General features: G+C 60.2%; 24 protein-coding genes. 9 read left to right on the top strand and 15 right to left on the bottom strand.

Annotation, left to right across the window (positions count from 1 at the left end):
* Positions 1 to 22: 22 nt before the first annotated feature.
* The 3 genes from Q1K31_RS01590 to Q1K31_RS01580 form a co-directional block, all read right to left on the bottom strand.
* Positions 23 to 1,249, bottom strand: coding sequence for an EAL domain-containing protein (locus Q1K31_RS01590; RefSeq protein ID WP_300375992.1), 1,227 nt, complete (start codon positions 1,247 to 1,249; stop codon positions 23 to 25).
* A 306-nt stretch (positions 1,250 to 1,555) separates the two neighbouring features.
* A complete protein-coding gene (locus Q1K31_RS01585) occupies positions 1,556 to 2,344 on the bottom strand; it encodes a hypothetical protein (protein WP_300375990.1) in 789 nt (262 codons plus the stop codon).
* Positions 2,337 to 3,191, bottom strand: a complete 855-nt coding sequence (locus tag Q1K31_RS01580) for a fumarylacetoacetate hydrolase family protein (RefSeq protein WP_300375988.1) — start codon at positions 3,189 to 3,191, stop codon at positions 2,337 to 2,339. Before Q1K31_RS01580 ends, Q1K31_RS01585 begins: the two co-directional genes overlap by 8 nt.
* Before the next feature lie 117 nt (positions 3,192 to 3,308).
* On the opposite strand from Q1K31_RS01580, the gene Q1K31_RS01575 reads away from it, so the two are divergent.
* Positions 3,309 to 4,991: a DUF262 domain-containing HNH endonuclease family protein gene (locus Q1K31_RS01575; RefSeq protein WP_300375986.1), complete on the top strand. Its 1,683-nt coding sequence runs from the start codon at positions 3,309 to 3,311 to the stop codon at positions 4,989 to 4,991.
* Positions 4,992 to 5,022: 31 nt separating this feature from the next.
* Here Q1K31_RS01575 and Q1K31_RS01570 read toward each other — a convergent pair whose 3' ends face one another.
* The gene (locus Q1K31_RS01570) at positions 5,023 to 5,646 is read right to left on the bottom strand and encodes a hypothetical protein (RefSeq protein WP_300375985.1); all 624 of its coding nucleotides are present in this window, start codon (positions 5,644 to 5,646) and stop codon (positions 5,023 to 5,025) included.
* Between the two features lie 125 nt (positions 5,647 to 5,771).
* On the opposite strand from Q1K31_RS01570, the gene pip reads away from it, so the two are divergent.
* Positions 5,772 to 6,728, top strand: a complete 957-nt coding sequence (pip, locus tag Q1K31_RS01565) for a prolyl aminopeptidase (RefSeq protein ID WP_300375984.1) — start codon at positions 5,772 to 5,774, stop codon at positions 6,726 to 6,728.
* Positions 6,729 to 6,824: 96 nt separating this feature from the next.
* Positions 6,825 to 7,250: a hypothetical protein gene (locus Q1K31_RS01560; protein WP_300375982.1), complete on the top strand. Its 426-nt coding sequence runs from the start codon at positions 6,825 to 6,827 to the stop codon at positions 7,248 to 7,250.
* 48 nt (positions 7,251 to 7,298) lie between these two features.
* Here Q1K31_RS01560 and Q1K31_RS01555 read toward each other — a convergent pair whose 3' ends face one another.
* The 11 genes from Q1K31_RS01555 to Q1K31_RS01505 form a co-directional block, all read right to left on the bottom strand.
* Positions 7,299 to 8,717 (bottom strand): sodium-dependent transporter, encoded by a 1,419-nt coding sequence (locus Q1K31_RS01555; protein ID WP_300375980.1) that lies wholly within the window; start codon positions 8,715 to 8,717, stop codon positions 7,299 to 7,301.
* A gap of 81 nt (positions 8,718 to 8,798) precedes the next feature.
* Complete coding sequence (gene rodA, locus Q1K31_RS01550; protein ID WP_300375978.1) at positions 8,799 to 9,971, bottom strand: rod shape-determining protein RodA; 1,173 nt, start codon at positions 9,969 to 9,971, stop codon at positions 8,799 to 8,801.
* Positions 9,971 to 11,890: a penicillin-binding protein 2 gene (mrdA, locus tag Q1K31_RS01545; RefSeq protein ID WP_300375976.1), complete on the bottom strand. Its 1,920-nt coding sequence runs from the start codon at positions 11,888 to 11,890 to the stop codon at positions 9,971 to 9,973. Before mrdA ends, rodA begins: the two co-directional genes overlap by 1 nt.
* Positions 11,887 to 12,447 carry a hypothetical protein gene (locus tag Q1K31_RS01540; protein ID WP_300375974.1) on the bottom strand — a complete coding sequence of 187 codons (561 nt, stop codon included), beginning with the start codon at positions 12,445 to 12,447 and terminating at the stop codon, positions 11,887 to 11,889. Before Q1K31_RS01540 ends, mrdA begins: the two co-directional genes overlap by 4 nt.
* Positions 12,448 to 12,450: 3 nt before the next feature.
* Complete coding sequence (gene mreC, locus Q1K31_RS01535) at positions 12,451 to 13,356, bottom strand: rod shape-determining protein MreC (protein WP_300375972.1); 906 nt, start codon at positions 13,354 to 13,356, stop codon at positions 12,451 to 12,453.
* Positions 13,357 to 13,442: 86 nt separating this feature from the next.
* Positions 13,443 to 14,483, bottom strand: coding sequence for a rod shape-determining protein (locus tag Q1K31_RS01530; RefSeq protein WP_300375970.1), 1,041 nt, complete (start codon positions 14,481 to 14,483; stop codon positions 13,443 to 13,445).
* A 225-nt stretch (positions 14,484 to 14,708) separates the two neighbouring features.
* Positions 14,709 to 16,241 (bottom strand): 2-isopropylmalate synthase, encoded by a 1,533-nt coding sequence (locus Q1K31_RS01525; protein WP_300375968.1) that lies wholly within the window; start codon positions 16,239 to 16,241, stop codon positions 14,709 to 14,711.
* Between the two features lie 154 nt (positions 16,242 to 16,395).
* The gene (locus tag Q1K31_RS01520) at positions 16,396 to 17,139 is read right to left on the bottom strand and encodes a VTT domain-containing protein (protein ID WP_300375966.1); all 744 of its coding nucleotides are present in this window, start codon (positions 17,137 to 17,139) and stop codon (positions 16,396 to 16,398) included.
* A gap of 41 nt (positions 17,140 to 17,180) precedes the next feature.
* A complete protein-coding gene (locus Q1K31_RS01515) occupies positions 17,181 to 18,041 on the bottom strand; it encodes a methyltransferase domain-containing protein (RefSeq protein ID WP_300375965.1) in 861 nt (286 codons plus the stop codon).
* Between the two features lie 43 nt (positions 18,042 to 18,084).
* Positions 18,085 to 18,489 carry a cupin gene (locus tag Q1K31_RS01510; RefSeq protein ID WP_300375964.1) on the bottom strand — a complete coding sequence of 135 codons (405 nt, stop codon included), beginning with the start codon at positions 18,487 to 18,489 and terminating at the stop codon, positions 18,085 to 18,087.
* Positions 18,490 to 18,504: 15 nt separating this feature from the next.
* Positions 18,505 to 19,476 (bottom strand): oxidoreductase, encoded by a 972-nt coding sequence (locus Q1K31_RS01505; RefSeq protein WP_300375962.1) that lies wholly within the window; start codon positions 19,474 to 19,476, stop codon positions 18,505 to 18,507.
* 146 nt (positions 19,477 to 19,622) lie between these two features.
* Between Q1K31_RS01505 and Q1K31_RS01500 the strand changes: the two genes are divergently transcribed.
* The 6 genes from Q1K31_RS01500 to Q1K31_RS01475 all read left to right on the top strand — a co-directional run bounded on the left by Q1K31_RS01500 (position 19,623) and on the right by Q1K31_RS01475 (position 23,943).
* Positions 19,623 to 20,219 (top strand): tetratricopeptide repeat protein, encoded by a 597-nt coding sequence (locus Q1K31_RS01500; protein WP_300375960.1) that lies wholly within the window; start codon positions 19,623 to 19,625, stop codon positions 20,217 to 20,219.
* A complete protein-coding gene (locus Q1K31_RS01495) occupies positions 20,216 to 20,596 on the top strand; it encodes a VOC family protein (protein ID WP_300375958.1) in 381 nt (126 codons plus the stop codon). The genes Q1K31_RS01500 and Q1K31_RS01495 overlap by 4 nt, the downstream gene beginning before the upstream one ends.
* Complete coding sequence (locus Q1K31_RS01490) at positions 20,593 to 21,051, top strand: Gmad2 immunoglobulin-like domain-containing protein (protein ID WP_300375956.1); 459 nt, start codon at positions 20,593 to 20,595, stop codon at positions 21,049 to 21,051. The genes Q1K31_RS01495 and Q1K31_RS01490 overlap by 4 nt, the downstream gene beginning before the upstream one ends.
* Before the next feature lie 64 nt (positions 21,052 to 21,115).
* Positions 21,116 to 21,892 carry a GGDEF domain-containing protein gene (locus Q1K31_RS01485; protein ID WP_300375954.1) on the top strand — a complete coding sequence of 259 codons (777 nt, stop codon included), beginning with the start codon at positions 21,116 to 21,118 and terminating at the stop codon, positions 21,890 to 21,892.
* A 64-nt stretch (positions 21,893 to 21,956) separates the two neighbouring features.
* A complete protein-coding gene (locus Q1K31_RS01480; protein WP_300375952.1) occupies positions 21,957 to 22,967 on the top strand; it encodes an LLM class flavin-dependent oxidoreductase in 1,011 nt (336 codons plus the stop codon).
* 55 nt (positions 22,968 to 23,022) lie between these two features.
* Complete coding sequence (locus Q1K31_RS01475; protein WP_300375950.1) at positions 23,023 to 23,943, top strand: DMT family transporter; 921 nt, start codon at positions 23,023 to 23,025, stop codon at positions 23,941 to 23,943.
* The last annotated feature ends 1 nt before the right edge of the window (position 23,944 follow it).

Raw genomic sequence — 23,944 nt, 5'->3', positions numbered from 1 at the left:
CAGGCGTCAAACCTCACGAACATCATCCGACGGCACGCAGCCGGGCCATGAACTCCGCCGATGGGGCGGTTGCTTCCATGAGCGAGGACTTGATCGGTTTCGGCGCACCAAAGACGTGCCCCTGCCCATAAGGAATGTCGTATTCGAGAATCTCGACGACATTGACTTCCTCTTCAAGCTTCTCAGCAATCAGCGTCACACCGAAGCGCGAACAGACCGCCGAAACCTCTTCTCCCTGGAGGTGGCGATTTATGGTGGACTGCGGGCGGGGTCCGGACGGGTCACGAAGCTGGTCGATCAACTCGCCGCCATTCATCTTGATGAAACGCACACCGGCATCCTGAAGGCGTGGCAGGTCGATATTGAGGTCATGGGCATGATCAATCGAGAAACGGAAGCCGAGCGCCGTGAGCTGCTCCATACTTTCACGCATTTCGCGGTTACGGTTCTCGAAGCGGTCAGCGGGGATTTCAAAGATAAGCGCCCCGGCAAGATCCCTGTTTTCCCGCATGAAATCCAGGAATTGCGGGAAGAAGGACGGATCGGTCAACGAACTTGGCGAGATGTTGCAGAACACACCGACGCGGCGGTCCCGCTCTGACAGCCTGCGGACAATCTGCACACAGCGAAAAAGCAGCATGTTGTCGATCATTCCCATGAGCCCGGCACGGCGGGCCGCATCGAGGAATTCTGCCGGCAGAATCAGCGAGCCATCCGGGCGACGCAGACGGGTAAAACCTTCGTAGAAAGCGACACGACGCTGGGGCAGGGAAACAATGGGCTGCAGATGCAGGTCAACGCGGCCATCCTGCAAGGCGGCCTTCACACTACGCAGCGCGGCATCTTCACGAGGCGGAGCTTCCGGCGCAGAGTTTTTGGAAAGGCGTCCCTCGAAACTCTTGGCGAGACGTCCAATAAGCCCTTCAAGCTGGCGCATCTCGTTGACCAGCGCATCGCGGCGCTCTGTCAGCTCGTGCTTGACGGTGTCTTCAAGGCTTTCGGTGCGCGACTCGATCAGATCGACGCGCTCACGGTTGCCTGCAATCCCCCGCTCGAGCTTGTAGAAACGTTCTTCCGATTCCGCCCGGCCGGTCACATGCGAGATGATGAGGTGTAGCTGGCCGAGCACCATGGTCGTCACAGCCCCGAGCGCGACGGAAATGCCTATTCCCAGACCTGCATAGAACCAGAGACCGAGCCCGAGCGCGGTACCGAGCGCAATGTAGAAGATGAAAAGTATACCAATCATGACTCACTCAGCCCCGAACACGATTAACGTTAACAAATAGACGCCAAGGGTTAACGAATTCCCAGCATTGAGGTGATTTGCGCAGCTTGCCAATGCCCAAGGTCCGGACACTCCACAGCGTGTTTTTCATGACACACTTTTAATCTTGATGGTGTCTGGAGGCTCAAACCGGTTTGACTTGCTCTGAAACGCCTATAGAACCTGCCCCAAGACCCACGCCTAATAAGTCCGCGGCCTGATTGGCCGGACGGGGGCGTCTCGGGGGAGACCGGGGTCCCGCTTGATCGAGCGGGACCCCGTTGCTTTTCAGCCGCTGGATTTCTCAACAAACAGTGCAGCGTCGAGCGGCCAGACGGCCGCGAGCTCACCATCGCCTCCACATCCAACCGTCACTGTGTTTTCAAGTGTCCCCGGATAACTGCCGGGCTGCATGTCTGCGCTGCTGCTACAGGGCACAAGCAGGGCCTCATGCCACGTCTCGTCGATATCGCGATAGCCGACCCGATAGGCCAGACCGCTGGCCTGCCCGGTCATGGCGCGGACTTTCAGGTCTCCACTGTCATAGACGAGCGCATCCTCACGCACATCCGAGGCGACAGAGAGAAGCGCGGCGACATACCCCCCTGACGGGGCGCCATCTTCCACGAAACTGATTGCGTCCGGCTGCTCATAGGCAAGATTGAGGCCCTCGACAAAGCTCCCGGTTCCCTGCGGACCTGTAACCGGCAGGGCGTCGCCACGGCCTGCCCGCCAGCCGTAATAGCGCAGCTCATCAGCGCCCGCGACATCCTCAGGGTGAAGCGAGAACAGCATCAGGGCATCAAGACTGGCCCGGTCTTCCGGACCGAGCCCATTGGCTGCGCCTGCGGGGGCACCGAACATCAACCGTTTGCCGCCCGCCATGACGAAGGCACAGGGCCGGTCCGTTTCTGCCTTGCACGGCAGGAGCACGAAATCACCCGGAGCGATTGCGGGTCTGGTCGATTCCTGCACCCGGTCAGATGTCAGCTCATTCCCCGCCGGCGAGCAGGCCGCAAGACCTGCCACTGAAAGAGCCAGCAGCAAGCCTGCCGGGATTGCCGCACGCCTAGCCAATCCGTTCAGTCTCCGGCTCTTTGATAACCGGGTTTTCCAGCGTCCCGATCTTCTCGATCTCGACTCGCACGCAGTCTCCGGCCGTCAGCCATTTTGGCGGGGTATGGCCTGCACCAACGCCAGCCGGTGTGCCCGTAAACAGCACGTCGCCGGGCTCCAGCGTGAAGGCTTCACTGAGGTGGGCAATCTGGTCGGTTATGGAAAAGATCATGTCGCCCAGCCGCCCTTCCTGGCGCAACTCGTCATTGACGTAGCCGCGAATGGACAGGCCATCGAGGGGGCCTGCCTCATCGGGCGTTACGAGATACGGACCGAAGGGTGCATGGGTATCGAACCCTTTGCCCATTATCATGGTCGGGCTCGCCTTCTGCCAGTCGCGCACAGACACGTCGCAACCGCAGCTGAAGCCGGCCACGATCTCCATGGCGCGGTCGGCAGGGACGTGGCGGCCATGCTTTCCGATGACAACAACAAGCTCGGCCTCATAGTCCATCTGGTCCGAGACACGCGGCTTGTGGATCGCCCCACCCGGCCCATTGGCGGCGGTAGCCTGTTTATTGAACCATTTCTGAACCTCCGGCGCGTCATTCCTGATGAAGCTGACACTCTCCGAAACATGGGCAGCATAATTCAGCCCGATACCGAGTATCTTGCCGGGCCGGATGACCGGCTGGCGGACCAGGACATCTTCAAGCGCGATGGGTGTAGAGCTGCGCGCGTTCTCTGCGCGCGCGCTAAGGTCCGGCAGGGCCTGGCTGAGACAGCCACGGGCAAGCGGGTAGACCTTGTTACCCTCCAGCAGGCCGCAATGGAGCTCTCCGGCGTGGTCAAAATTTAGCCATCTCATCTTTTTGCGTTGCCCTCCTGTCACACTTGCCCGAAATCAACCCGACAGACAGTGTATCAAGGGGCAAGGACCGCTAGTGAGTAAATCAGACCACTAGTCTTTCCAGCGGGGATTTCAATGGATTCAGGACTGGCCTACCTGGACTCCGGTATACGGGCGCGCGAATGCGGCCTTTCCGAGATTCTCTCGCCCGGCCATGCCCTGAAGATGCCGCCTTACCAGCGCAGTTACTCATGGGAAGAAAACGAGGTCCGCGAGCTTGTCGACGACCTGCTGAATGCCAGCGAGACGGGGCGGTATCATTTCATGGGCGCGGTTGTCCTCGTCGGCATGGAAGACCACAGCTTTCAGGTCGTCGACGGCCAGCAGCGCCTGACAACGCTGACCATGATCCTTGCCACACTGCGCGATCTGGAAACCGATCCGCTGATCCGGTCCGGCATCCATAACCTGATCGGAGACCCGGCCCGGCCCTTGCTGGGGGAGAGTGCCGTCTGGCGGCTGACGCTCAACGATGTCGACAACCCCTTCTTCCGTGAGGCGGTCCAGACCGATGGCGCCACCCGGCGCCGGGATATCGAGACAAGCGCGCATTCCAATCATGAAGGGATGCAGAAGAACCTCACCTTCCTGGACGAAATCCTGAGCGCGCTCTCCATCGAGGCGCGCCGCAACCTGTTCTATGCTGTGCGCGACCGGATCGTGCTTGTGCGAGTCGTCGTGCCCGACTGGGATGGCGGCTACGACGTATTCCGCGTCCTGAATACGCGCGGAAAGGCCCCGAACAGCCACGACATCATCAAGACCGAAATCCTCCAGCACGCCAATTTCAGCGTCGAGGAAGCCGGCCACTATGCCCGCGAATGGCTGGACCATGAGGCTGCACTTGGCGGCGGCGGCCTCGACGAACTCCTGCACATCATCCGCCAGCTCTATAGCCGCAACACAAAGGGCAAGACCGCCAATGTGTTTGCCAAGGCGGTTCTCTCACGGGTCGACCCGCGGACCTTCATCGATTCCGAGCTGCCCCTGTATGTCGAGGCCTACCGCGTCATCCTGAGAGGCGATACCGACCTCGGAGAATATAATGAGCAGCTGCGCGCCACGCTGAACCATCTCAGGCTTCTGGACCACCAGATATGGCGGGTACCGGCTGTGGCCTATCTCTATCACTATCCCGGAAACGGGGTAGAGACCCTGCGATTCTTCCAGCTGCTTGAGCGGCTCGCTTTCGCCATGATGCTGAACTTCACGACGGCCGGGGCACGCCAGAAGCGCTACCAGAAGCTCACCCAGTTGATTCTCAATGGCAAACCCCTGTTTGAAAAGAGCAGCCCGTTGCGCTTCTCGAAGGATGAACGCAAGAAAGTGCGCGAGCGCATGATGGGGCGTTATGCAACCTTCGGCCAGCGCCGGGCCATCGTGCTGCGCGTCAATGCCGCCCTGGAAAACGGCGAGGCGATCACGCTGGAGGACGATGCCACTGTCGAGCATGTCCTGCCGCGGGCCGTTCCAGATGGCTCCTACTGGAACACCACCTGGCCAAACCTCCATGTCCAGCGCGAACTCTGCGAAACACTCGGCAATTTCGTGATCGTGCCCCAGCAGGTCAATCACCGCGCCGACCGGCTGGATTTCCGGGAAAAGAAGAAAATCTTTTTCGGGGATGGTGCGCGCGTCTTCGCGCTGACCGAGGATTTGCGCCACCGCAACACGTGGACCCCTGAAGACGTACGCGCACGCACAGCACAGCTCGTCGACATCATGATGGATGTCTGGTTCGACGGGTCGGGTATCTAGGAGGCGTAACCTGCCTGCCTATATGCCATGTCTAGCTGGCGGCGGAGGTGGACTTGTTGCTTTCAGCATACGCGTCGGCAAGTTCATCAGCCGTTTCGCTGGCAGCATCAATCCGCGTGGCGAAATCAGCGAGCGCACGATCGGTTGTGTCCAGTCCGGCGGTCTGGCCTGCACGTTCCGCGGCAAGGCCCGTGGCCTCGGCAAAGGCGCGGTGGACCTTCTGCGCGGTCACAAGCGCGGTCTCGAAATGGATAAGGTCCTGGCGAACGACCGTGCCGCTGGCCAGCCTGTCACTCGCAAGCGACTGGATCTCCGCGAATCCCTCTGAGGCCGCTGCCGCGTCGGCGGTTATCGTCTCGAACACTGTCGCGGGCGCAGCTTCCGAAGCTGAAATCCGGGTGGCATAGCTTGCGCCCTTGCTGGATGCATTCTCAGGCCCGCTGCTGAACAGGGCGCTCGCATAATCCATGAGCCCGCGCTGTTCGCCAACCCAGCCTTGCGTTTCGGCCGTCTTGGTAAAGGCTTTCGACGAACGGGCAAGTTCGGAGCTTTCCTCCGAGGCACCGGTTTCGACAATTGCCTCCTTGGACACCATGGATACAGTAGCGCACCCGGTAAGTGAAAGGAGAGCGGCGAAGGTCAGTGCTTTGATCATCGATAGTCAACTGGCCCTGAGGACATGCGTCAGAGCGTTTTAGATTGCAGAATAGCTGTTACACGTCCAGAGCTATAGCACATAAAGAATGACAACACATGAAGAGGGCGTGAACAGGTTAGACTATGCTCAAACTTTACCCACCTATCGAAGCCAAGAGAACCGGCCGTCTGAAAGTATCAGACCTGCATGAAATCTACTGGGAAGAGTCGGGCAATCCGGACGGCCTGCCCGTCATTGGCGTGCATGGCGGGCCGGGCGGTGGCTCAAGCCCCGAAATGCGGCGCTTCTTCGACCCCGAACTCTACCGCATTATCCTGTTCGACCAGCGCGGCTGCGGTAACTCCCGGCCGCATTCAGAGCTGCGCGAGAATGACACCTGGGCGCTTGTCAGCGACATGGAAGTCATCCGCGAGCATCTGGGCATCGACAAATGGGTCGTGTTCGGCGGCTCATGGGGCTCGACGCTGTCGCTTTCCTATGCGGTGACTCACACCGAGCGCGTCGTTGGCCTGATCCTGCGCGGCATCTTCATGATCACAGAGGCCGAGATTCAGTGGTTCTACCAGGACGGGGCAAGCCGCATCTTCCCGGATGCCTATGACCGCTATGTCGCCCCCATTCCGGAAGAAGAACGCGGAGACCTGCTTAACGCCTTCCACAAGCGCCTGACCGGCGATGACCGCAAGACCCGTATCGAGGCAGCAAAGGCCTGGGCCTGCTGGGAAGGCGAGACAATCTCCATCCAGGGCCCATCCTCACGCCCGGCCAAGTTCCAGGAAGACGATTTTGCCGACGCCTTCGCCCGCATCGAGTGCCACTACTTCGTCAACAAGGGCTTCTTCCCCGAAGATGGCTGGCTGCTCAAGCAGGCAAAGGAAAAGCTCAAGGGCATTCCCGGCGTGATTGTGCACGGGCGCTATGATGTCGTCACACCGCTGGCGACCGCATGGGCGCTGTCCAAGGTCTGGCCGGACGTGAAGTTGCACATTGTCGGCGATGCGGGCCACTCGAGCCTCGACAGCGGCATCGTCGATCAGCTCATCCGCGCCACGCGAACCTTTGCGAAAAGCTACGGCTAATCTGCTCTATTAATGATTGTAAGCCCACTCAATTGGGAGTTGATATTATATGATGTTCGTGTAATGTGATACTATATCATAAATAGGGAGACTCAAATGAAGCACTTCATTACCCTGTCGACGTTTGCTTTCGCCGGACTGTGTGCGGAAGCCCAGGCCTGCACTGTAAACAGCTTCAGCAGCAAGAATGGAGCGATCTATCTAGAAGCGGAAACGGCGCTTCTACAGGAGCATGACCCGCAAGAGGCGCTTGCCCTGTCAGATACGCTCTTTTCCTCCGAGCTCAACTGCTATGAGCGACAGGCTGTAAGAAAGCTCCGCGCTGCCATCTATGTGGAACTGGGTGAACATACCAACGCGGCCATGATGCTTATACCGCTTGTATCTGACAAAAGCCTGTCAGCCAGTGAGCGCTCCACTCAGGCTCACAATATAGGCCAGATATTTCTCGCAGCAGGCGATGAAAAAGCAGGCAGTAAGTGGCTTAAGATGAGCAAGGATATTGCTTCTGAAGGCAATTAGAGTTCCGGCTGGACGATCAAGCCATCCAGCCGGAAATCCGGGTCTGCCCTACTCCCCCGCAGGCAGCTCTGCGTTCGGACCGAGAAGCATGGTCATGAAACCGGGCAGCGGAACATTGTATTGTTCCTGGATCTTGTCGAAAAAGCCGAAGAACAGGACGAAACCGAGGAACGCCGGCACGAACCAGCGCATCAGGAAACGCCAGACATTCATGATCGTGCCTTCGCCGATTTCTGTCGTCAGCATGTCACGTGAGAGCACCCAACCGGCAAAGATAACCGCCAGAAGGCCGCCGAGCGGCAGCAGCAGGTTGCCCGTCACGAAGTCCATGAAGTCCAGGTATTCCGGCCCGAAGACATAAGCCGAACCGACCAGGAAGAGGATCACGCCCATGCCGAGCGCGGCCCCGAACCTGGTCACGCCCTGGCGTTCCTCAAGCCATGAGACCGACACCTCCATGAGGGAGATCGACGAGGTGAAGGCCGCGAACAGCGCAAGACCGAAGAAAATGATGGCCATGAAACCGCCGCCCGGAATGGAACCGAAGGCAACCGGCATGGAGACAAAGAACAGGCTCGGCCCGCCGGCCGGGTCAAGGCCGACGGCAAAGACGATCGGGAAGATCGCGAAGCCTGCGACCATCGCAACCAGCGTATCGGACCCGGCCACGATGCCGGAAGATTGAGGGATGTTCGTCTGGCGCGACAGGTAGGCACCATAGGTGATCATCAGGCCGACACCGATACCAATGGAGAAGAAGGCCTGGCCGATGGCTTCAAGGAAGGTGTTGAAGCCGACATCCCCCCATTTCGGCGTAAGGAGAAATTCTGCAGCCGCGGCACCGTCTCCGGTTGTCAGTGCGAAACCGACGACCACGACCAGCATGATGAAGAAAGCCGGCATGAGGATGGTGGCAGCACGTTCAATACCGCCTTTCACACCGCGCCCCACGACGAAGATGTTTGCGGCAATAAAGATGCCGAGCAGAAGCAGCATGTACCATTTGGAAACCAGTGGGTGCTCACCCTGGCCGATCGTGTTGTTGAAATTGGTGCCCGAGCTCGCAGCATCCATGCCGGTAAAGTTACCGCCAAGCGCCTGGAACGTGAAAGCCATCAGCCAGGCCGAAATCACAAGGTAAAAACTGAGAATGAAGGTCGCCGTCAGCGTGCCGACCCAGCCGACGATGCCCCAGTTGAGGCTCTTGCCCTCGGCACGGGCGAGCGACTGCACACCCTCAATGGCCGACATGCCGGATTTGCGGCCCATGGAGTATTCCGCCATCAGCAACGGCAGGCCGACAAAGGCCACCGAAACGAGATAGATCACGATGAACGCCCCGCCGCCATTTTCGCCGGCGGTGTACGGGAAACGCCAGAAATTGCCGAGGCCCACCGAAGAGCCCACTGCGGCCATGATGAAGCCGAATTTCGAGCCCCAGGTCTCAGTCTTGCGGCCAATTTCCATATTTTGCTCCCTCCAGGAAATGATTTTCGCGGGACAGTATATATCGTGGGACAGACGTCAACGCATCTGCCGCAATAGGGGTTAAATCACCCCCTGCGCATTCAACCTTTCATCCCGCCCCAGGTGCACCGACATGATGATGCCGAAACAGGCCATCGTCGTGAACATCACTGTGCCGCCATACGAGACCAGCGGCAAGGGCACACCCACCACTGGCACAAGGCCGAGCACCATGGCCACGTTGAACAGGATGAAGAACCCCACCGTCGCCACACAGCCGGCTGCGGCAAACCGGCCGAACAGGCTCGACGAGCCCCGCGCGATAACCATCCCCCAGACGAGGATGATCGCCCAGATCACCAGCAGGCCCGTGGCCCCCAGGAACCCGAACTCCTCGGCAATGACTGTCAGGATAAAGTCGGTATGCTGTTCGGGGATATAGTCGAGCTGGGCCTGGATCCCTTCCATGAAGCCCCTGCCCTGCCAGCCGCCTGAGCCAATGGCGATCTTGGCCTGTTCGATCTGGTACCCGTCATCCAACGTGTTCACTGCCTGGCCTGTCAGCTGCGCCAGAAAAGTGTCGACACGCTCGCGCTGATAGTCTTCCAGGACGAACTGGTAGACCGGCCAGATACTGACCAGGCCCGTCACGGCCACCGCAGCAATGACACGATAATAGAGGCCCGCGAGATAGATCAGGACACTACCGGATGCGAACAGGGCAAGCGTGGTGCCGAAATCCGGTTGCTTGAAGATCAGCGCGGCGGGGATGAGGATCATGAACAGTGCAGGCAGGTGAATGAAGAACCGCCCCGAATCGCTTGTCAGGTTGTTGTGGTAATAGCGGGCCAGCGCCAGGGTGAGTGCCAGCTTCATGAACTCCGACGGCTGTACATTGACCGGGCCGAGCGGCAGCCAGCGCTGCGCGCCGCCGCCACTCACGCCGAAAAGCTCCACACCGACCAGCATGGCGAGCGTCACGAAATAGGCTGGCCAGGCCGCCCTCAGCCAGATCTTAACGGGCACGAGCGCGATGACAAACATGATGCCCAAAGCCACGACAAAGCGGATGGCATGCCGGGCTGGCAGAGCGGATTCGGCCGGATTGGTGTATGTAGAGCTGTAGAGCGCAGCCGTGCCGATCAGCGCCATGCTGATCAGGAGCAGGATCAGCCCCCAGGGCAGTTCACCCAGCGTGCCAGCGAAAGTGCGGTCTTCAAAACGTATATTCGAGGCACGCGCAGCCCGGGCCATCAGGGCGCGCTCCGTTTTGTCGAAACCGATGGCGCAACAGAGGCTGTCTGCCAGCGTGCCGCACGTCGGGAATCCCGGCGGATCGCGGCCGCGAGAATGTCGCGTGCAACTGGCGCGGCCGTACTGGAACCGCCTTCACCGTGCTCGACCACAACGGAAATCGCATATTTGGGATCATCAGCCGGCGCATAGGCGACAAACAGGGCATGGTCGCGCAGTTTGCGGGCAATGTCCTCGCCCTTCAGGATACCACTACGCCGCTCAGCCGCAGAGATCCGGCGCACCTGCGCTGTGCCTGTCTTGCCGGCCAGTCTCGGGCCGCCAAGCCCCAGGTCCCCGGAACGCCAGGCCGTGCCTCCCGTTTCCGACGTCACGCCGTACATCCCCGCCTTCATGACATCCATGATTTCAGGATCCAGCGGTTCGGCATAGGGAATCGGCTCGTTCGGCCGCGGGCCATCCCCAATGATATATGGCTCGATCAGGCGTCCGCGGGCCGCGATTCGGGCCGACATGACAGCCAGCTGGAGCGGGCTCGCCGAGAGATAGCCCTGCCCGATGCCGTAATTGAGCGTCTCGCCCTGATACCACGGCTCTCCGAGCGCCTTGCGCTTCCACTCATCGTTCGGCACCGTGCCGCTGCGGCCGCCGGTCATGCCGAGTTCCCAGCGCTGCCCAAAGCCGAACCGCTTGGACACTTCAGCGATCTTTTCCACGCCCGTTCGCTTGGCGATCTCGTAGAAATAGGTGTCGCAACTGCCCTTGAGCGCCCAGTGAAGGTCCACGGAGCCATGACCACCACGCTTCCAGCAATGCCATGTCCGGTTCCCGAAGCGGTAGTGGCCGGGGCAGTAAACGTGCATGTTCGGATCGATACCGCTCTCGATCGCTGCGGTCGCCACCACCATCTTGAACGTCGAGCCCGGCGGATAGGTGCCGTCATAGGCCTTGTGGTAAAGCGGTGAGCGGTCATTCTCCCGCAAGGCATTATAGTCAGAATAGGAAATGCCGTTGACGAAATCATTCGGATCGAAAGCCGGGGTCGAGACGAAAGCGAGGATCGCGCCCGTTTCAATATCGAGCACGACGGCCGCCCCGCTTTCTTCCCCGAACCGGTCAATCGCAGCGCGCTGGAGTTCAGCATCGATCGTCAGCCCGATATCGCGCCCGGGCACTGGCGCGAGATCGTCACTGTCGAGTTCCCGGATGACACGCCCCGCAGCGTTGGTTTCCAGCTTGCGAAACCCTGGCTCCCCGCGCAGCCACTTTTCAGCATAGCGCTCCACGCCGGACCGGCCTGTCCGCATGTCGGGGTGGCGGAACAGGGTCCGCAGGAGCTTGGCCTCTTCCTGGCTCTTTCCATCCGTCAGGCGGGCCAGGTCATCGCCGCTGGCCTTGGCGACATATCCCAGAACATGAGCGACATCACGGCCGCGCGGATAGGAACGCGTTGAGGCCATATCGACATGCACACCGGGAATTTCGGCCGCCAGAAGCGACATACGCGCGAAGTCATCATAGGAAAGTTCGCTTTTCACGATGGTCGACTGGAAGGAGGCCTGCTGGCGCGCCTGCTGGACGATGCGTCTCTGCTCCTCCTCCGGCAGGTCGATATGCCTTGCCACTTCACGAAGAGACGCTTCCAGATCGTCGGCCTGTTCGCGCACGATAGACACACGACCGGCCTGGCGTTGTGACGCCAGCGGCAGGCCGAACCGGTCAACGATATTGCCCCGCTCCGGCGGCGCGAGTTCGAGCTTTACGCCGTTTTCATCGGCGATCTTCTGGTATCTCTTGCCTTCGACCAGCTGAAGCTGTGCGAGCCGCGCGACAAGGCCGGAGAACATAAGTCCCCCGGCAAGGCCTGCCGTGACGGTCCGCCGGTCGATACTCTCTTCAAAGTCGTTCTGTTTGCTCATGACAGTGTTCCAGCCATTGTGCCGGCCCGGCGGCCAAGGTCAAATACAGGGGCGATCACGATGTGTAGCGCGTAGGTGACAGCATACGCGCTTACCAATGGCGAAAGCTGGACCATGTGATTGCTGTTGAAGCTCGCGAACAGCCAGACAAGCGCAAAACCGGCAGCATAGACAAGGATTGGCGACAGCGTGGTAATGATCGGCGACCTGTCACGGTCGAAATGGTAATGGATCAAGGCACTCATTCCGAATGCTGTCAGGTTGATAAAGCCGAAACAGCCGAGCGGCGCATAGGCCGTCACGTCCTGCACGACACCAAGCAGCATCAGGACGATCATCGGCCGGAAGGCAAGCCCGCTGCGCCCCCAGCCCATGGCGGCAATGAGGGCAGCATAAGGCCAGATAAGCTCCGTCCCGAACACGCTCTTCGGCGTAAGACCGACCAGCCCGATCGCTATGACAAGCACAGTGCCCGCCAGGAGGCGGCTTGTTGGTCCCGCTTCAGCCCAGATACGGCCAAATCCGGAAGGGCGGCTATCGGACTTCTGCCTCGCCATCGCTCAACGTCCTCCCGGATTGCCAGAAGGATCATCGCCCTCTTCCGACGCAGCGGTTTCTGTCGCCTCGTCATCTTCAGGAACATAGGGCTCGATCGGATAGGCTTCCGGCTTCGGAATCTTTGTCGATGGCATCAGGCGGACGAACCCGCCCGTGGCCCGCGTCATGCTGAAATCGACACGCTGGTCGCCACTGCGCTCGACAATTTCACCCACTACAATACCGCGCGGAAAAACACCTCCATCGCCCGAAGTCAGGACACGCTCGCCTTCGATGAAGCTCCCCTTCTCCGGCATGTCGGTGAGCGTGCCGAGATCATCGCGGTCACCGTAGACGATGGCGCGCATACCACTGGCTTCGCCGACGACTGGCACACGCGAGTTGAAGTCTGTCACCAGGAGCACGCGCGATGAGCGCTCGCCAAGCTGGACGACACGCCCGACAAGACCGCCTTCATTTTCTGCGTAGGCCCCCTCTTCCACACCCTGAAGCGCGCCGGCATTCACGAGGATTGCCTCGCGGAACGGGCCATTCGTCTCAGACGTCGTACGGGCGGTGACACCGCGCACGGGCGGCTCCCCCATCATGTTGAGCATGTCCTCATAGGACTCAAGCCTTGCGGCCATGGAGATCGCGACCTGTCTGTAACGGGTCAGCTCGCGAACTTCTGCTTCAAGTTCGCGGATGCGTTCCTCCCGCGCCGAGCGGCCGGTGATGCGATCCCACAGCCCCGGCCGGGCGGAACTTGCCAGCTGGTCGGCCGCCATTGTCCGGGCCGGGTCGACCATGGCGCGGAGACGTGGCGATGTCTGGAGCAGCAGAATGGCGAAAAGGCCGGCGAGGGCAACAAAAAGGGCGTATCGCCTCAATGGGCGGCCTTTAAGTCGCTTTCCTCTCATACGGACCATGGACGTCCCTTCCGGCCTCCGACCACAGATCTAATCCTGAGACGATCCGCACCTGTCTGCAACTGCCGAGTCAGCAGGACTGCGGATCAGACTTCCGGTGACAGCACGTTTTTCATGCGCACCATGTGCTCAAGCACGTAACCACAGCCATGGGCGACGCATTTCAGCGGATCATCGGCAACCATGACGGGCAGCTGGGCCTGCTCGCGGATGACAACATCAAGATTGCGCAGGAGCGCGCCGCCGCCTGTCAGGACAATACCACGGTCCACGATGTCTGCGGCAAGCTCCGGCGCCATGGCCTCCAGTGCCAGGCGGATCGCATCGACAATGTCATTCACCGGGTCGGCGACAGCTTCAGCCATCATGGCCTCGGTCACTTCAACCTCGTTTGGCACGCCGTCGATAGAGCTCCGGCCACGGACCGTCACAGTCAGACCTTCGCCGTTTTCCGGGGCCTTGGCTGAACCAATTTCGTGCTTGATCCGTTCGGCCGACATTTCACCAATCATGATCTGACGGTTCTTGCGCAGATAGTTGATGATGGCGTGATCCATCTTGTCGCCGCCGACACGGACCGAACGCGAATAGACAATACCGCCGAGAGAGAGCACAGCCACTTCCGTCGTACCGCCGCCAATGTCGACAACCATGGACCCGGCAGGCTCCTCGATCGGGAGACCTGCACCAATCGCGGCCGCCATGGGTTCCTCGATCAGCTGCACATCACGGGCGCCCGCGGCAAGGGCGGACTGGTGGATCGCGCGGCGCTCGACGTTCGTGGCGGAGCTCGGCACGCAGATAATGATGAGAGGGGACACAAAGGCGCGGCGATTATGCACTTTCCGGATGAAGTGCTTGATCATTTCCTCGGCCACCTCGAAGTCGGCAATAACGCCGTCACGCATGGGCCGGATGGCTTCCATGTTGAGCGGAGTCTTACCAAGCATCTGCTTGGCCTGGTTACCGACAGCGTAGACGACCTTACGCCCACCCTGGTTCATGTATGATACCACCGAGGGCTCATCGAGCTTGATACCCTGACCCTTGACGTAGACGAGCGTATTCGCTGTCCCGAGGTCGATGGCCATGTCCGTGGAAAGCATGCCGAGAAGGCTACCGATCATATTATCTTGCCGCTTTTTGTCTGTTGCGGCAGACCCCTGACTACCGCATGCCTTTACCTGATTCTCATCAGCCCACTCCCTCCATGCCGTTTCCCCGCATCAAACGCAAGGCCGACACTGACCGTAGGCGGAACGAACCGTTCCGCCTTACCAAACCATAATAATGGCGGGCTCTTCAGCCCGCCCCCTCATTTTTTGGTTAATTGTTTCTAAAACGAAACGTTCTCAGGCCGCCATCCGCTTCATGCGACGGGCTTCAAGTTTGTTCAGCGCATAGATATAGGCCTTGGCGCTGGCCACGAGCGTATCGGGGTCGGAGGCCCGCCCGACCGCCATGATCCCTTCGCCGTTGAGACGCACGCTGACCTCGGCCTGGGCATCGGTGCCCCCAGTAACCGCGTGGACCTGATAGAGGTCGAGCCTGGCATCATGGTCGACGATCTGGCGGATCGCGTTGAACACGGCATCAACCGGGCCATTGCCCTCGCAGCTGGTGGACGCCTCATTGCCATCGACAAGCACGGCGAGGTCGGCCGTCTGCGGTCCTTCAGACCCCGCAATGACCCGAAGGCTGCGAAAAGCGACGCGTTCGCCAATCGCCGAGAGCTGGTCATCTATCAGCGCCAGTATGTCGTCGTCGAAGATTTGTTTCTTCTTGTCGGCCAGCGCCTTGAAACGGCGGAAGGCTTCATCCAGCGAATCCGGATCGAGCTCATAGCCAAGCGAGCCTACCTTGTCGCGAAAGGCATTGCGGCCCGACAGCTTGCCCATGACAAGCGAGCTTTTCGAGACGCCGACATCTTCCGGCTTCATGATCTCGTAGGTCTCGGTATTCTTCAGCATCCCATCCTGATGAATCCCGCTTTCATGGGCGAAAGCGTTCTTGCCGACGATGGCCTTGTTATACTGGATGGGAAAGCCAGTGATACGGCTCACCATCTGGCTGGCGCGTGCAATCCGCGTTGAATCCACCCCCGTCTCGAAAGGCAGGGAGTCACCGCGCACCTTGAACGCCATGACGATCTCTTCAAGCGCCGCATTGCCGGCCCGTTCCCCGAGTCCGTTTATGGTGCACTCAATCTGACGCGCACCATTCTGCGCGCCGGCAATCGAGTTGGCGACCGCAAGCCCGAGGTCATTGTGGCAATGCGTCGACCAGATCACCTTGTCGGAATTCGGGATCGTCTCACGCAGGGACCGGATCAATGCGCCATACTCGTCAGGGTGGGTGTAGCCGACCGTATCGGGCACATTGATCGTGGTGGCCCCGGCATGGATCGCCGCGTCGATACATTTGCAGAGAAAGTCGAACTCTGTCCGTGTGGCATCTTCCGCGCTCCACTCGACATCATCGACGAGATTGCGCGCCTGGGCGACCGAGCGGCCAACGGCCTCCAGCACGGCATTCGGCCCCATCTGGAGCTTGTGCTTCATATGAACGGGGCTGGTGGAGATGAAGGTGTGGATGCGTGGACGGGCGGCCTCGCGCACAGCCTCGCCACAGCGGTCGATATCCTTTTCGGTCGCCCGTGACAACCCGCAGATGGTGGAGGATCTGGAGCGGCGCGCAATCTCACGCACGGCCTCGAAATCGCCTATCGAAGAAGCCGGGAAGCCTGCCTCGATAATGTCGACCCCCATTGTTTCAAGCACATCTGCAAGCTCGAGCTTCTCGGCATGGGTCATGGAAGCGCCGGGCGACTGCTCGCCGTCACGCATTGTGGTGTCGAAAATCAGGATGCGGTTATTGTCACTCATCGGATACTGGCCTGCTGGAAACGTTAGGAAATACGAAGCTCAACGTGTCCCCTGGCCAGGCGCCGGATGTCAGGACCCGGCGGCGACCGGCCAGGGGCCGGTAAGGAGCAGGCTTAGCAGCCTGATATGGGGCAGGTTCTTGCGCATAACGCGACTAATCTGCGTTATCGGCGTCGCTGTCAACCGGTTTACCCTGAAATGGCGCAATAACTTTGCCGGTCTGATGCCTGTGACGGGCAAACAGCCAGACACCGCCAAAAATGATCGCTGCAATGAGCGCCAGCCCGGCGGCAATCAGAGGGGATCCACGCATCGCGGCTGTCAGGCTCTGGCCTGCAAAAGCGACCAGCAGGATCTTGGGAACAATGCCGATAGCCATGCCTGCGACAAAGCCGGGAAAGTTCGCCCGTACCGCGCCGAATGCCATGTTCACGATCAGGAACGGGCCTGTTGGCACATTGCGCACGATAAGGCTCGCGGCGAAGGCATTGCGGTTCACGAAACGGGTGAAGCGTTCTCCGCGCTTGCCGGAAAAGCGCGCCACGGCCGCCTGCCCGCTGAAGCGGCCGAGCCAGAATGTCACCGAGCCGGACACCATGTACGCCAGCCAGGAATATATCGCGCCATAGAGCGGCCCGAAGGCGACAACGGCCGCCCCGATGAGTGCAAACTGCGGTATGCCGACGAATGCGCCAGCCGTGAACAGCGCGATCACGGCTGGCAGCGCCCAAGGCGTGTCTGTCAGCTGCTGCATCTGGGTGATGAAGGCTTCCAGCGAGCCGATGACGCCGGTCTTGCCGAGAACGAAAAGGACGATCACGGCCCCGCCAAAGGCGAGGCCAAGCCAGAGGGCCTGGCGCGAGCGCGCGGCGGGAACGTGACGTTTCTCAGTCTGCATCGCCGCTCCTCTCCATCAGCCGCACGGGTCCGTCAAGGACATCACTCAGGTGTCGGCGGGAGTGCAGCCGCGCGGCGTTCCGGCGGCTGGTTTATCGGCTTCTCGAATTTCATCATGAACTGGTCGGTTTTGCCTCGCACCGCCTCGTCGAACACGCTTGCATCGAGATCATCGTCCGGATTGTCGTAAAGATCATTCTCCGAAATGAGAACGAAACCGGCTTCACGGGCGAGATCGCGCACAATCTGCGGGTCTATGCGGTGCGTGTCCCCGCCGGTCGACGCGGGCGCCCCGCTGGGCGCAGCATGGTCGATCACGATGAAGCTGCCGCCAGGCTTCAGGACACGTTTGATTTCCGGGAAGGACGCTTGCGGATTGCCGACCAGCATCGCCCCGCTTTCCGGTGTGTACCAGAGCTCATGCGGCCCCTGAAACCAGGTCACGACATCCACAGAGGCATCATCAAGCGGGATGTCGTCAAAATTGGAACGGACATATTCGACATTCTCCAGACGCTCGAGGCGCTTTGCTGGCGCATCGCCAAGGAAAGAGTCGAAGGCCGCCGGGTTCTGCATGTAAAGCTCTCCCTGCGGACCGAGATAGTGGGAGAAAATCTCGGTAAAGTAGCCGTCACCCGCCTCCATTTCGAGCAGCGTATCGCCCGGCATCAGCTCCATATAGCTCAGCACCGCTGCGGGCTTGCGCAGCTCGTCGCGTTCCACATCGGTTTCAGGACGCTCTGGATTGACGATGGCCTCATTGATCTGCGCGTCTGAGACATTTGCGGTTCCCATCATGGGCGGGGCAGGCACGGTGGCCTCAGGCAGGTCGCTTTCCTGCATGGAACTACAGGCGGCAAGCATTAGAAGCGGCGCAGCTGCCACCATGATGTGTCTTCTCATTCCGGTCTCCCTCGGGCCTGAAGCCCTTGTATGCGGCCCTGCCTCAGCGCGGCCTGTGGTCTGTACCTTCACCGGCGGTGATGAAAACCGCCGTGGCGGGCGCTTCAAGCACGTCGGCAGTATGCCAGACGCCGGGCGCATTGATAATATATTCGCCAGGCCCGATCGTCGCTTTCGTAGTACGTCCGTCTGGATGCTCCTGGATCAGCCGCATCTGTCCGGACGTGCACAGCACGACTTCGTGGCCCCGTGGATGGACTTCCCAGCTATCCCAGCTTTCACGGAACGTATGCATGGAGACCAGCCGCCCATCCGGGCCGTCATCAGCATGGCGTGCGCCATAGGCCATGTACCATTCCATGTCGCCGGAGAATTCTGGCTCGATCTCCGCCTTTCCCTTCTTTCCCAGGTGAACGGGGTGGGTCTCAAGCCTCGATGGTCCAGACATGCCGAAACCTCCTGTTCAGGCCTCTGCGAGCATTTTCTCACTCATCTTCCAGAGACGATCGGCCTTTGCTTCATCGGTGATCCATTCGCGCGCATGCTGCCAGCGCTGGCTATTCTCGTCGGCCAGCTGGGCAATGTCACAATCCTCGCAATATTCCCCGCCACGCGCTTCGAGCTTGGGCGATGTGGCCGCCCATATCGCTGTCGATGCGCCCTGCTCTGGCGTCTTGAACATGGCCTTGACCCGGTCGGGGATCGTGCCGTCCGGGTTTTTCCAGCCCAACTGCACCATTTCTTCGTCCTCAAGATGGCGCTGAAGATCCGTGAAGATACCGCCGGGATGAGCCGAAAAAGCCTGGAAGCCATTGCCACCCCATTTGCGGTTCAGGGCATTGGCGAAAAGGGCATCGGCGGACTTGGATTGCCCGTAAGCCTGCCACTTGTCATATTCGTGCTGCTCGAAATGCGGATCGTCCCAGTGAACATCTGTCAGGATATGCGCAGTCGATGAAAGGGCCACCACACGGGCATTTTCAGCGCGCTTGAGTGCAGGTTCCAGTCCCAGCGTCAGGGCCATGTGGCCGAGATGATTGATCGCGAACTGCGCCTCCCAGCCCGGCCCGACACGGTCCAGTGGAGAGGCCATGATACCAGCATTGTTGATGAGGATGTGCAGCGGCTCTTCCGCGCCGGTATAATCAGCGGCAAACCGCGTGACGCTTTCCAGGTCAGCCAGATCCATTGCGGCGACCGTGATTTCACCCGGCATTTCAGCGAGAGCCTCCTTTGCCGCGTCGGGTCGGCGCGCAGGCACTGTGACTTGCGCCCCGGCACCAGAAAGCGCACGCACCATCTCAAGGCCGATGCCGCTATAGCCGCCCGTAACGATGGTCTTCAGGCCTGTAAGGTCGTGCCCCTCCAGCACCTCACTGGCCGTCGATTTCGCCCCGAAGCCCGATCCGAGCGGTTTCTGATCCTGTGCAGCCATGCTGGTGAGCCCCTTTTTCCATTTCTCTTGCGTTCCCCGAGGAAGGTGCATCTCCTGCCCCGGTCTGGCAAGGCTGGAGCAGGTCACTTGTCAGAAAATGGCCTTAATTGGATGTGTTATTGTATAGCATGATGCGGAGACAGAACATGACCCCCAGAATTCTCGCCTTGCTGGCCGCCATGATTGCCGCGATCGCGCTTGCGCCCTCAGCGTCGGCCCAGTTCGGGCGCGACCAGATCGCCAGTCCTGACGCCAAGGAGCTTTATGCCGACCGGGCCGTGAAAAAAGGCTGGTATGACGACGCGATCGAGAACTATTCAACTGCCTGCAACGACAAGGACCGCCAGCGTGCGGTCTGGGCCCGCAACTGCCGCAAGCTCGCTGACCTCTATCGCCGGGGCAAGGGCAGCCAGCAGGATTATGGCGCTGCCCGTTCGCTCTACAATGAAGCCTGCCTTAAGGGCCGCGACGCGGAAAGCTGCCGCCAGCAGGCCTATCTGAGCTTTCAGGGTGTCGGCGGAGATGAAGACATGCCTCACGCCCGCAAGCTTTATCAGAAGGCTTGCGAACTCGGCGACCAGACCGGTTGCGGCGGCTATGGTTCGATGCTGTACCGTGGCCAAGGTGGCCCGATGGAGCGCGACAAGGGCAAGCAGTATCTGCAGGATGCCTGCGCGGCCGATGATGAATGGTCCTGCGAACGCGCCCGCGGCTTCGGCCTGCCAGAGCGCACGGGCCTATGAGCCTGCACAGGGGCATCAGTGCACTCACCCTGTCGACCCGTGACATGGCCCGCGCCGTGGCGTTTTACGAAACACTTGGTTTCCGGCTCGATTTTGGCGGGCCGGAAGCAGACTTCTCGACGCTGTGGGCCGGTCCTTCGGCACTTAACCTGACGCGAGAGAGCGGCCACGCCCCGCCCGGATTCTGGGGCCGGGGCATTTTTGAGGTTGAAGATGTCGACGCGTTTCATGCGCGCATCACTGCTGCCGGGATCGAAACCGATTTCGCGCCCCGTGATGCGCCCTGGATGGAACGCTACTTCCACCTCAAGGATCCAGACGGCCACGAGCTGAGTTTCATGACTCCCATCGGCAAGAAGCGGAGCCATCACGAATGACAATCCATGCCTTCATGCTTACCGGACTTGGCGCTGCAGCCCTTGCACTCACCGCCTGCTCGCCTGCCGAAGTAGACAGCAAACCGGAAACGACAGAACCGCAGGAAGGAAGCCCTCAGGCCTCCATTCCCGCAGAAATGGTTATCGACAACCCGCAACCCGGCGCTGAAGTGACCAGCCCTATTCAGCTTGGCGGATCGGTCCCGGGCACCTGGTACTTCGAGGGCAGCTTCCCGCTGGAAATCGTCACGGCGGAAGGCGAGGTGATTACCGAACACTATGCGAGTTCTCAGGGCGAATGGATGACGGAAAAGCCCGTAAAATTTGAATCCGAAATCGAGTTTTCCGTTTCCCAGCCGACACAAGCAACGCTTGTCCTACGCGAAGATGACCCGAGCGGACTACAGGATACACGCGAAGCCAGGGTGCCACTGGTCCTCACGCCCACGCCTTGAAATTCAATAAAATTCAATAGAAGCAGTTACGCGGTTTTTCGCAATCTGGTGGTATCCAGAGCGTATGGAACCGCAGTATCGCCTCCTTGATGCAGGTCGTGGCGCAACAATCCGCGCCCTGACCTTCTTTGGATTTGTTCTGGCGGCCGCCCTGTCACTGGCAACCATTTTTGCAGTGGTTCTTGGACACTTCGGCTATGTGCCGACCAATCAAGGCGAACTTGTCACGACAACACTGGTCATCGCGAGTTGTGTCGCCGCTCCGATGGGGGCGCTCGCGGCACAGAACCAGTACCGCATGGATTGCTATCACTCGACGCTCTACGCCCTGGCCTCGACAGATCCGCTGACCGGCCTCCTCAACCGACGCTCCTTCGAGAAGCTTGCCAATGAAGAACTGATGCGCATGAACCGCACCCAGACCACGGCTGCGATTGCGTTGTTCGATCTGGATCATTTCAAGCAGTTCAATGACATGTATGGCCACGGTTTCGGGGACCGCGTCCTTCTCGAAATTGCCAGCCTCAGCCATTCCGAACTGCGCGGGCCATTTGACCGCCTCGGCCGCTGGGGCGGTGAGGAATTCGTCATACTGTTGAGCAATCTGACCCTGGAACAGGCAGAGAGCGTCTGTGAGCGTCTGCGTCAGCGCATTGAAAGGGCCGAGACCTCTTACAAGGATCGCAAGGGCCGGGTAACAGCCTCGTTCGGCGTTGCTGCGCTTCATCAGAACGATGGATTGGCGAAGGCTCTGGAAGACGCTGACGAGATGCTCTACCGGGCAAAGAACACTGGACGCAACAAGGTAGTCTGCACGGGCAAACTGCGCGTCGTGGCCTGAATTTGAACGGCATTCCTTTGCGGAAGAATTGAGACTCGGTCCCGGCGTTCATAAATAGCTTTGCATGATACCGTTTTCCGTTCTCGATCTCGCCCCGATCGTTGAAGGCAGCGATGCGCGCGAGGCGCTTGCCCGTGCCCGCCGCCTCGCTACCCATGCCGACAGGCTCGACTATAACCGCTACTGGCTGGCCGAGCATCACAACATCCCCGGCATCGCCAGCGCGGCGACATCCGTCATGATCGCTCATGCCGGACAGGACACGGAAAAGATAAGGCTTGGCGCAGGCGGCATCATGCTGCCCAACCATGCGCCCATCATGGTGGCCGAACAGTTCGGGACGCTGGACGCAATCTATCCGGGCCGCATCGACCTCGGCCTTGGCCGTGCGCCGGGTGGCGATCAGGCCGTCGCCCACGCCCTGCGCCGCACCCTGATTGGCGGGGAGGACCGCTTCCCCAAGGAAGTTGTCGAACTGCAGGCCTATCTCGACGACACAGAACCCGGCCAGCGCGTTCAGGCCGTACCGGGAGCCGGGACAAAAGTTCCGCTCTGGATTCTCGGCTCCTCAACGTTCGGCGCCCAGCTCGCCGCACATCTCGGCCTGCCCTATGCCTTCGCATCGCACTTCGCCCCCGGCGCGATGAAGCAGGCCATCTCGATCTATCGCGAGACCTTCCAGCCCTCCGAGCAGCTGAAAGAACCCTATGTCATGCTCGGCTTCAACATGATTGCCGCCGACACTGACGGCGAGGCCCAGCACCTTGCCACATCCCTCAGACGCACCTTCGTCAACCTGCGCCGAGGGACACCAAAACAAATGGCTCCGCCTGATCCGGGCTTTGAGGACGAGATCCTGCCGCATGAACGCACCATGCTGGATCAGGTGCTTTCCTGTTCGGCAATCGGTTCGCCCGAAACGGTGAAGGAGAGCGTCAGCAAGTTCGTCAGCGAGACTGGCGCCGATGAATTGATCCTGGCAACAAGCGTCTTCGACGAGAAAGCACGCATGAGATCCTACGAGATCGCCGCCGATGTCCGCGAGAGCCTGGGTCCCGCAAAGGCAGCGGAATAGCAGGCCCAAACAATCTCTGGCCGGAAGGCAGCTTAGCGGTTACAGGCTCGGCGCCATGCTGAACCGTTTTCTTGCCGCGCCTGTCCTTGTTGCACTCATCGCCATTGCGATGGGCAGCGGTATTGATGCGCTCGTCAAAGGCGTAGCGCCCGGTGCAGGCCTGCATCACCTGTTGGCCTGGCGGTTCCTGTTTGGCGGGATCATCGCTTTTGCCGTCTTCCGCGCCAGGAAACGCCCGCGCCCGTCAAATGCCGCAATACGCTTCCATACAATGCGCGGGCTTTTGCAACTCTTCTGCGCCTTCACCTTCTTCTACGCCCTGACACAGCTTCGCCTGGCGGAAGCCACCGCGCTCAGTTTCACGGCCGCGCTGCTGGTTGCCCCTGTGGCCCGCATCGTCATAGGCGAACAGATCAAGCCCGTCGCGGTCGTTGCGGCTTTCCTGGGGTTTAGTGGCGTGGCCCTGGCCGTCTGGGGGTCCAGCGGGGATGCCAGTGCCGTTGTGGCAGACAACCGGCCACTGGGCCTCATCGCCCTGTTCGTCTCGACAGTGGGTTATGCCTTCGTTCTCGTCCTGCTCAGGATGCGGGCCACGAAGGAAGACGCAGACACGATCGCGATGTTCACCAATGTCGTCCCTGCCATTGCCATGCTGCCCGTGACGGTTGGCCTGTTCGGATTTCCGGCACTGGCGTCCATTCCCTTTTTCCTCGTGCTCGGAATGCTCGGTTACTCGGTCTGGTATCTCATGACGCTGGCCTATGCGCGCGCACCCGCCCAGCAACTGGCGCCCCTGGAATATACCGCGCTAATCTGGAGTGCTGTCTTCGGGCTGGCCTTCTTTGACGAACTGCCCGGATGGCCCCTCTGGGCCGGTGCGGCAATCATCATCGTGAGCTGCCTGATCGTCGCTTTCGCAGGGAAATTCAGCACACGGCGCGAGGCCCGTATGCCGGCCAGTGACCTGCCAGAGTAAG

This window comes from Henriciella sp. (assembly GCF_029936995.1).
In the GTDB taxonomy this organism is placed as follows: Bacteria; Pseudomonadota; Alphaproteobacteria; order Caulobacterales; family Hyphomonadaceae; genus Henriciella.
Note: the sequence above shows the minus strand (reverse complement) of the source record. Positions and strands in the feature narration are given on the sequence as shown.

Excerpts from the sequence above, each read along its gene's own strand:
- Q1K31_RS01590 (WP_300375992.1), bottom strand. The coding sequence starts at position 1,249 with ATGATTGGTATACTTTTCATCTTCTACATTGCGCTCGGTACCGCGCTC.
- Q1K31_RS01580 (WP_300375988.1), bottom strand. The coding sequence starts at position 3,191 with ATGAGATGGCTAAATTTTGACCACGCCGGAGAGCTCCATTGCGGCCTG.
- Q1K31_RS01575 (WP_300375986.1), top strand. The coding sequence starts at position 3,309 with ATGGATTCAGGACTGGCCTACCTGGACTCCGGTATACGGGCGCGCGAA.
- Q1K31_RS01570 (WP_300375985.1), bottom strand. The coding sequence starts at position 5,646 with ATGATCAAAGCACTGACCTTCGCCGCTCTCCTTTCACTTACCGGGTGC.
- pip (WP_300375984.1), top strand. The coding sequence starts at position 5,772 with ATGCTCAAACTTTACCCACCTATCGAAGCCAAGAGAACCGGCCGTCTG.
- Q1K31_RS01560 (WP_300375982.1), top strand. The coding sequence starts at position 6,825 with ATGAAGCACTTCATTACCCTGTCGACGTTTGCTTTCGCCGGACTGTGT.
- Q1K31_RS01555 (WP_300375980.1), bottom strand. The coding sequence starts at position 8,717 with ATGGAAATTGGCCGCAAGACTGAGACCTGGGGCTCGAAATTCGGCTTC.
- rodA (WP_300375978.1), bottom strand. The coding sequence starts at position 9,971 with ATGGCCCGGGCTGCGCGTGCCTCGAATATACGTTTTGAAGACCGCACT.
- mrdA (WP_300375976.1), bottom strand. The coding sequence starts at position 11,890 with ATGAGCAAACAGAACGACTTTGAAGAGAGTATCGACCGGCGGACCGTC.
- Q1K31_RS01540 (WP_300375974.1), bottom strand. The coding sequence starts at position 12,447 with ATGGCGAGGCAGAAGTCCGATAGCCGCCCTTCCGGATTTGGCCGTATC.
- mreC (WP_300375972.1), bottom strand. The coding sequence starts at position 13,356 with ATGGTCCGTATGAGAGGAAAGCGACTTAAAGGCCGCCCATTGAGGCGA.
- Q1K31_RS01530 (WP_300375970.1), bottom strand. The coding sequence starts at position 14,483 with ATGATCGGTAGCCTTCTCGGCATGCTTTCCACGGACATGGCCATCGAC.
- Q1K31_RS01525 (WP_300375968.1), bottom strand. The coding sequence starts at position 16,241 with ATGAGTGACAATAACCGCATCCTGATTTTCGACACCACAATGCGTGAC.
- Q1K31_RS01520 (WP_300375966.1), bottom strand. The coding sequence starts at position 17,139 with ATGCAGACTGAGAAACGTCACGTTCCCGCCGCGCGCTCGCGCCAGGCC.
- Q1K31_RS01515 (WP_300375965.1), bottom strand. The coding sequence starts at position 18,041 with ATGAGAAGACACATCATGGTGGCAGCTGCGCCGCTTCTAATGCTTGCC.
- Q1K31_RS01510 (WP_300375964.1), bottom strand. The coding sequence starts at position 18,489 with ATGTCTGGACCATCGAGGCTTGAGACCCACCCCGTTCACCTGGGAAAG.
- Q1K31_RS01505 (WP_300375962.1), bottom strand. The coding sequence starts at position 19,476 with ATGGCTGCACAGGATCAGAAACCGCTCGGATCGGGCTTCGGGGCGAAA.
- Q1K31_RS01500 (WP_300375960.1), top strand. The coding sequence starts at position 19,623 with ATGACCCCCAGAATTCTCGCCTTGCTGGCCGCCATGATTGCCGCGATC.
- Q1K31_RS01495 (WP_300375958.1), top strand. The coding sequence starts at position 20,216 with ATGAGCCTGCACAGGGGCATCAGTGCACTCACCCTGTCGACCCGTGAC.
- Q1K31_RS01490 (WP_300375956.1), top strand. The coding sequence starts at position 20,593 with ATGACAATCCATGCCTTCATGCTTACCGGACTTGGCGCTGCAGCCCTT.
- Q1K31_RS01485 (WP_300375954.1), top strand. The coding sequence starts at position 21,116 with ATGGAACCGCAGTATCGCCTCCTTGATGCAGGTCGTGGCGCAACAATC.
- Q1K31_RS01480 (WP_300375952.1), top strand. The coding sequence starts at position 21,957 with ATGATACCGTTTTCCGTTCTCGATCTCGCCCCGATCGTTGAAGGCAGC.
- Q1K31_RS01475 (WP_300375950.1), top strand. The coding sequence starts at position 23,023 with ATGCTGAACCGTTTTCTTGCCGCGCCTGTCCTTGTTGCACTCATCGCC.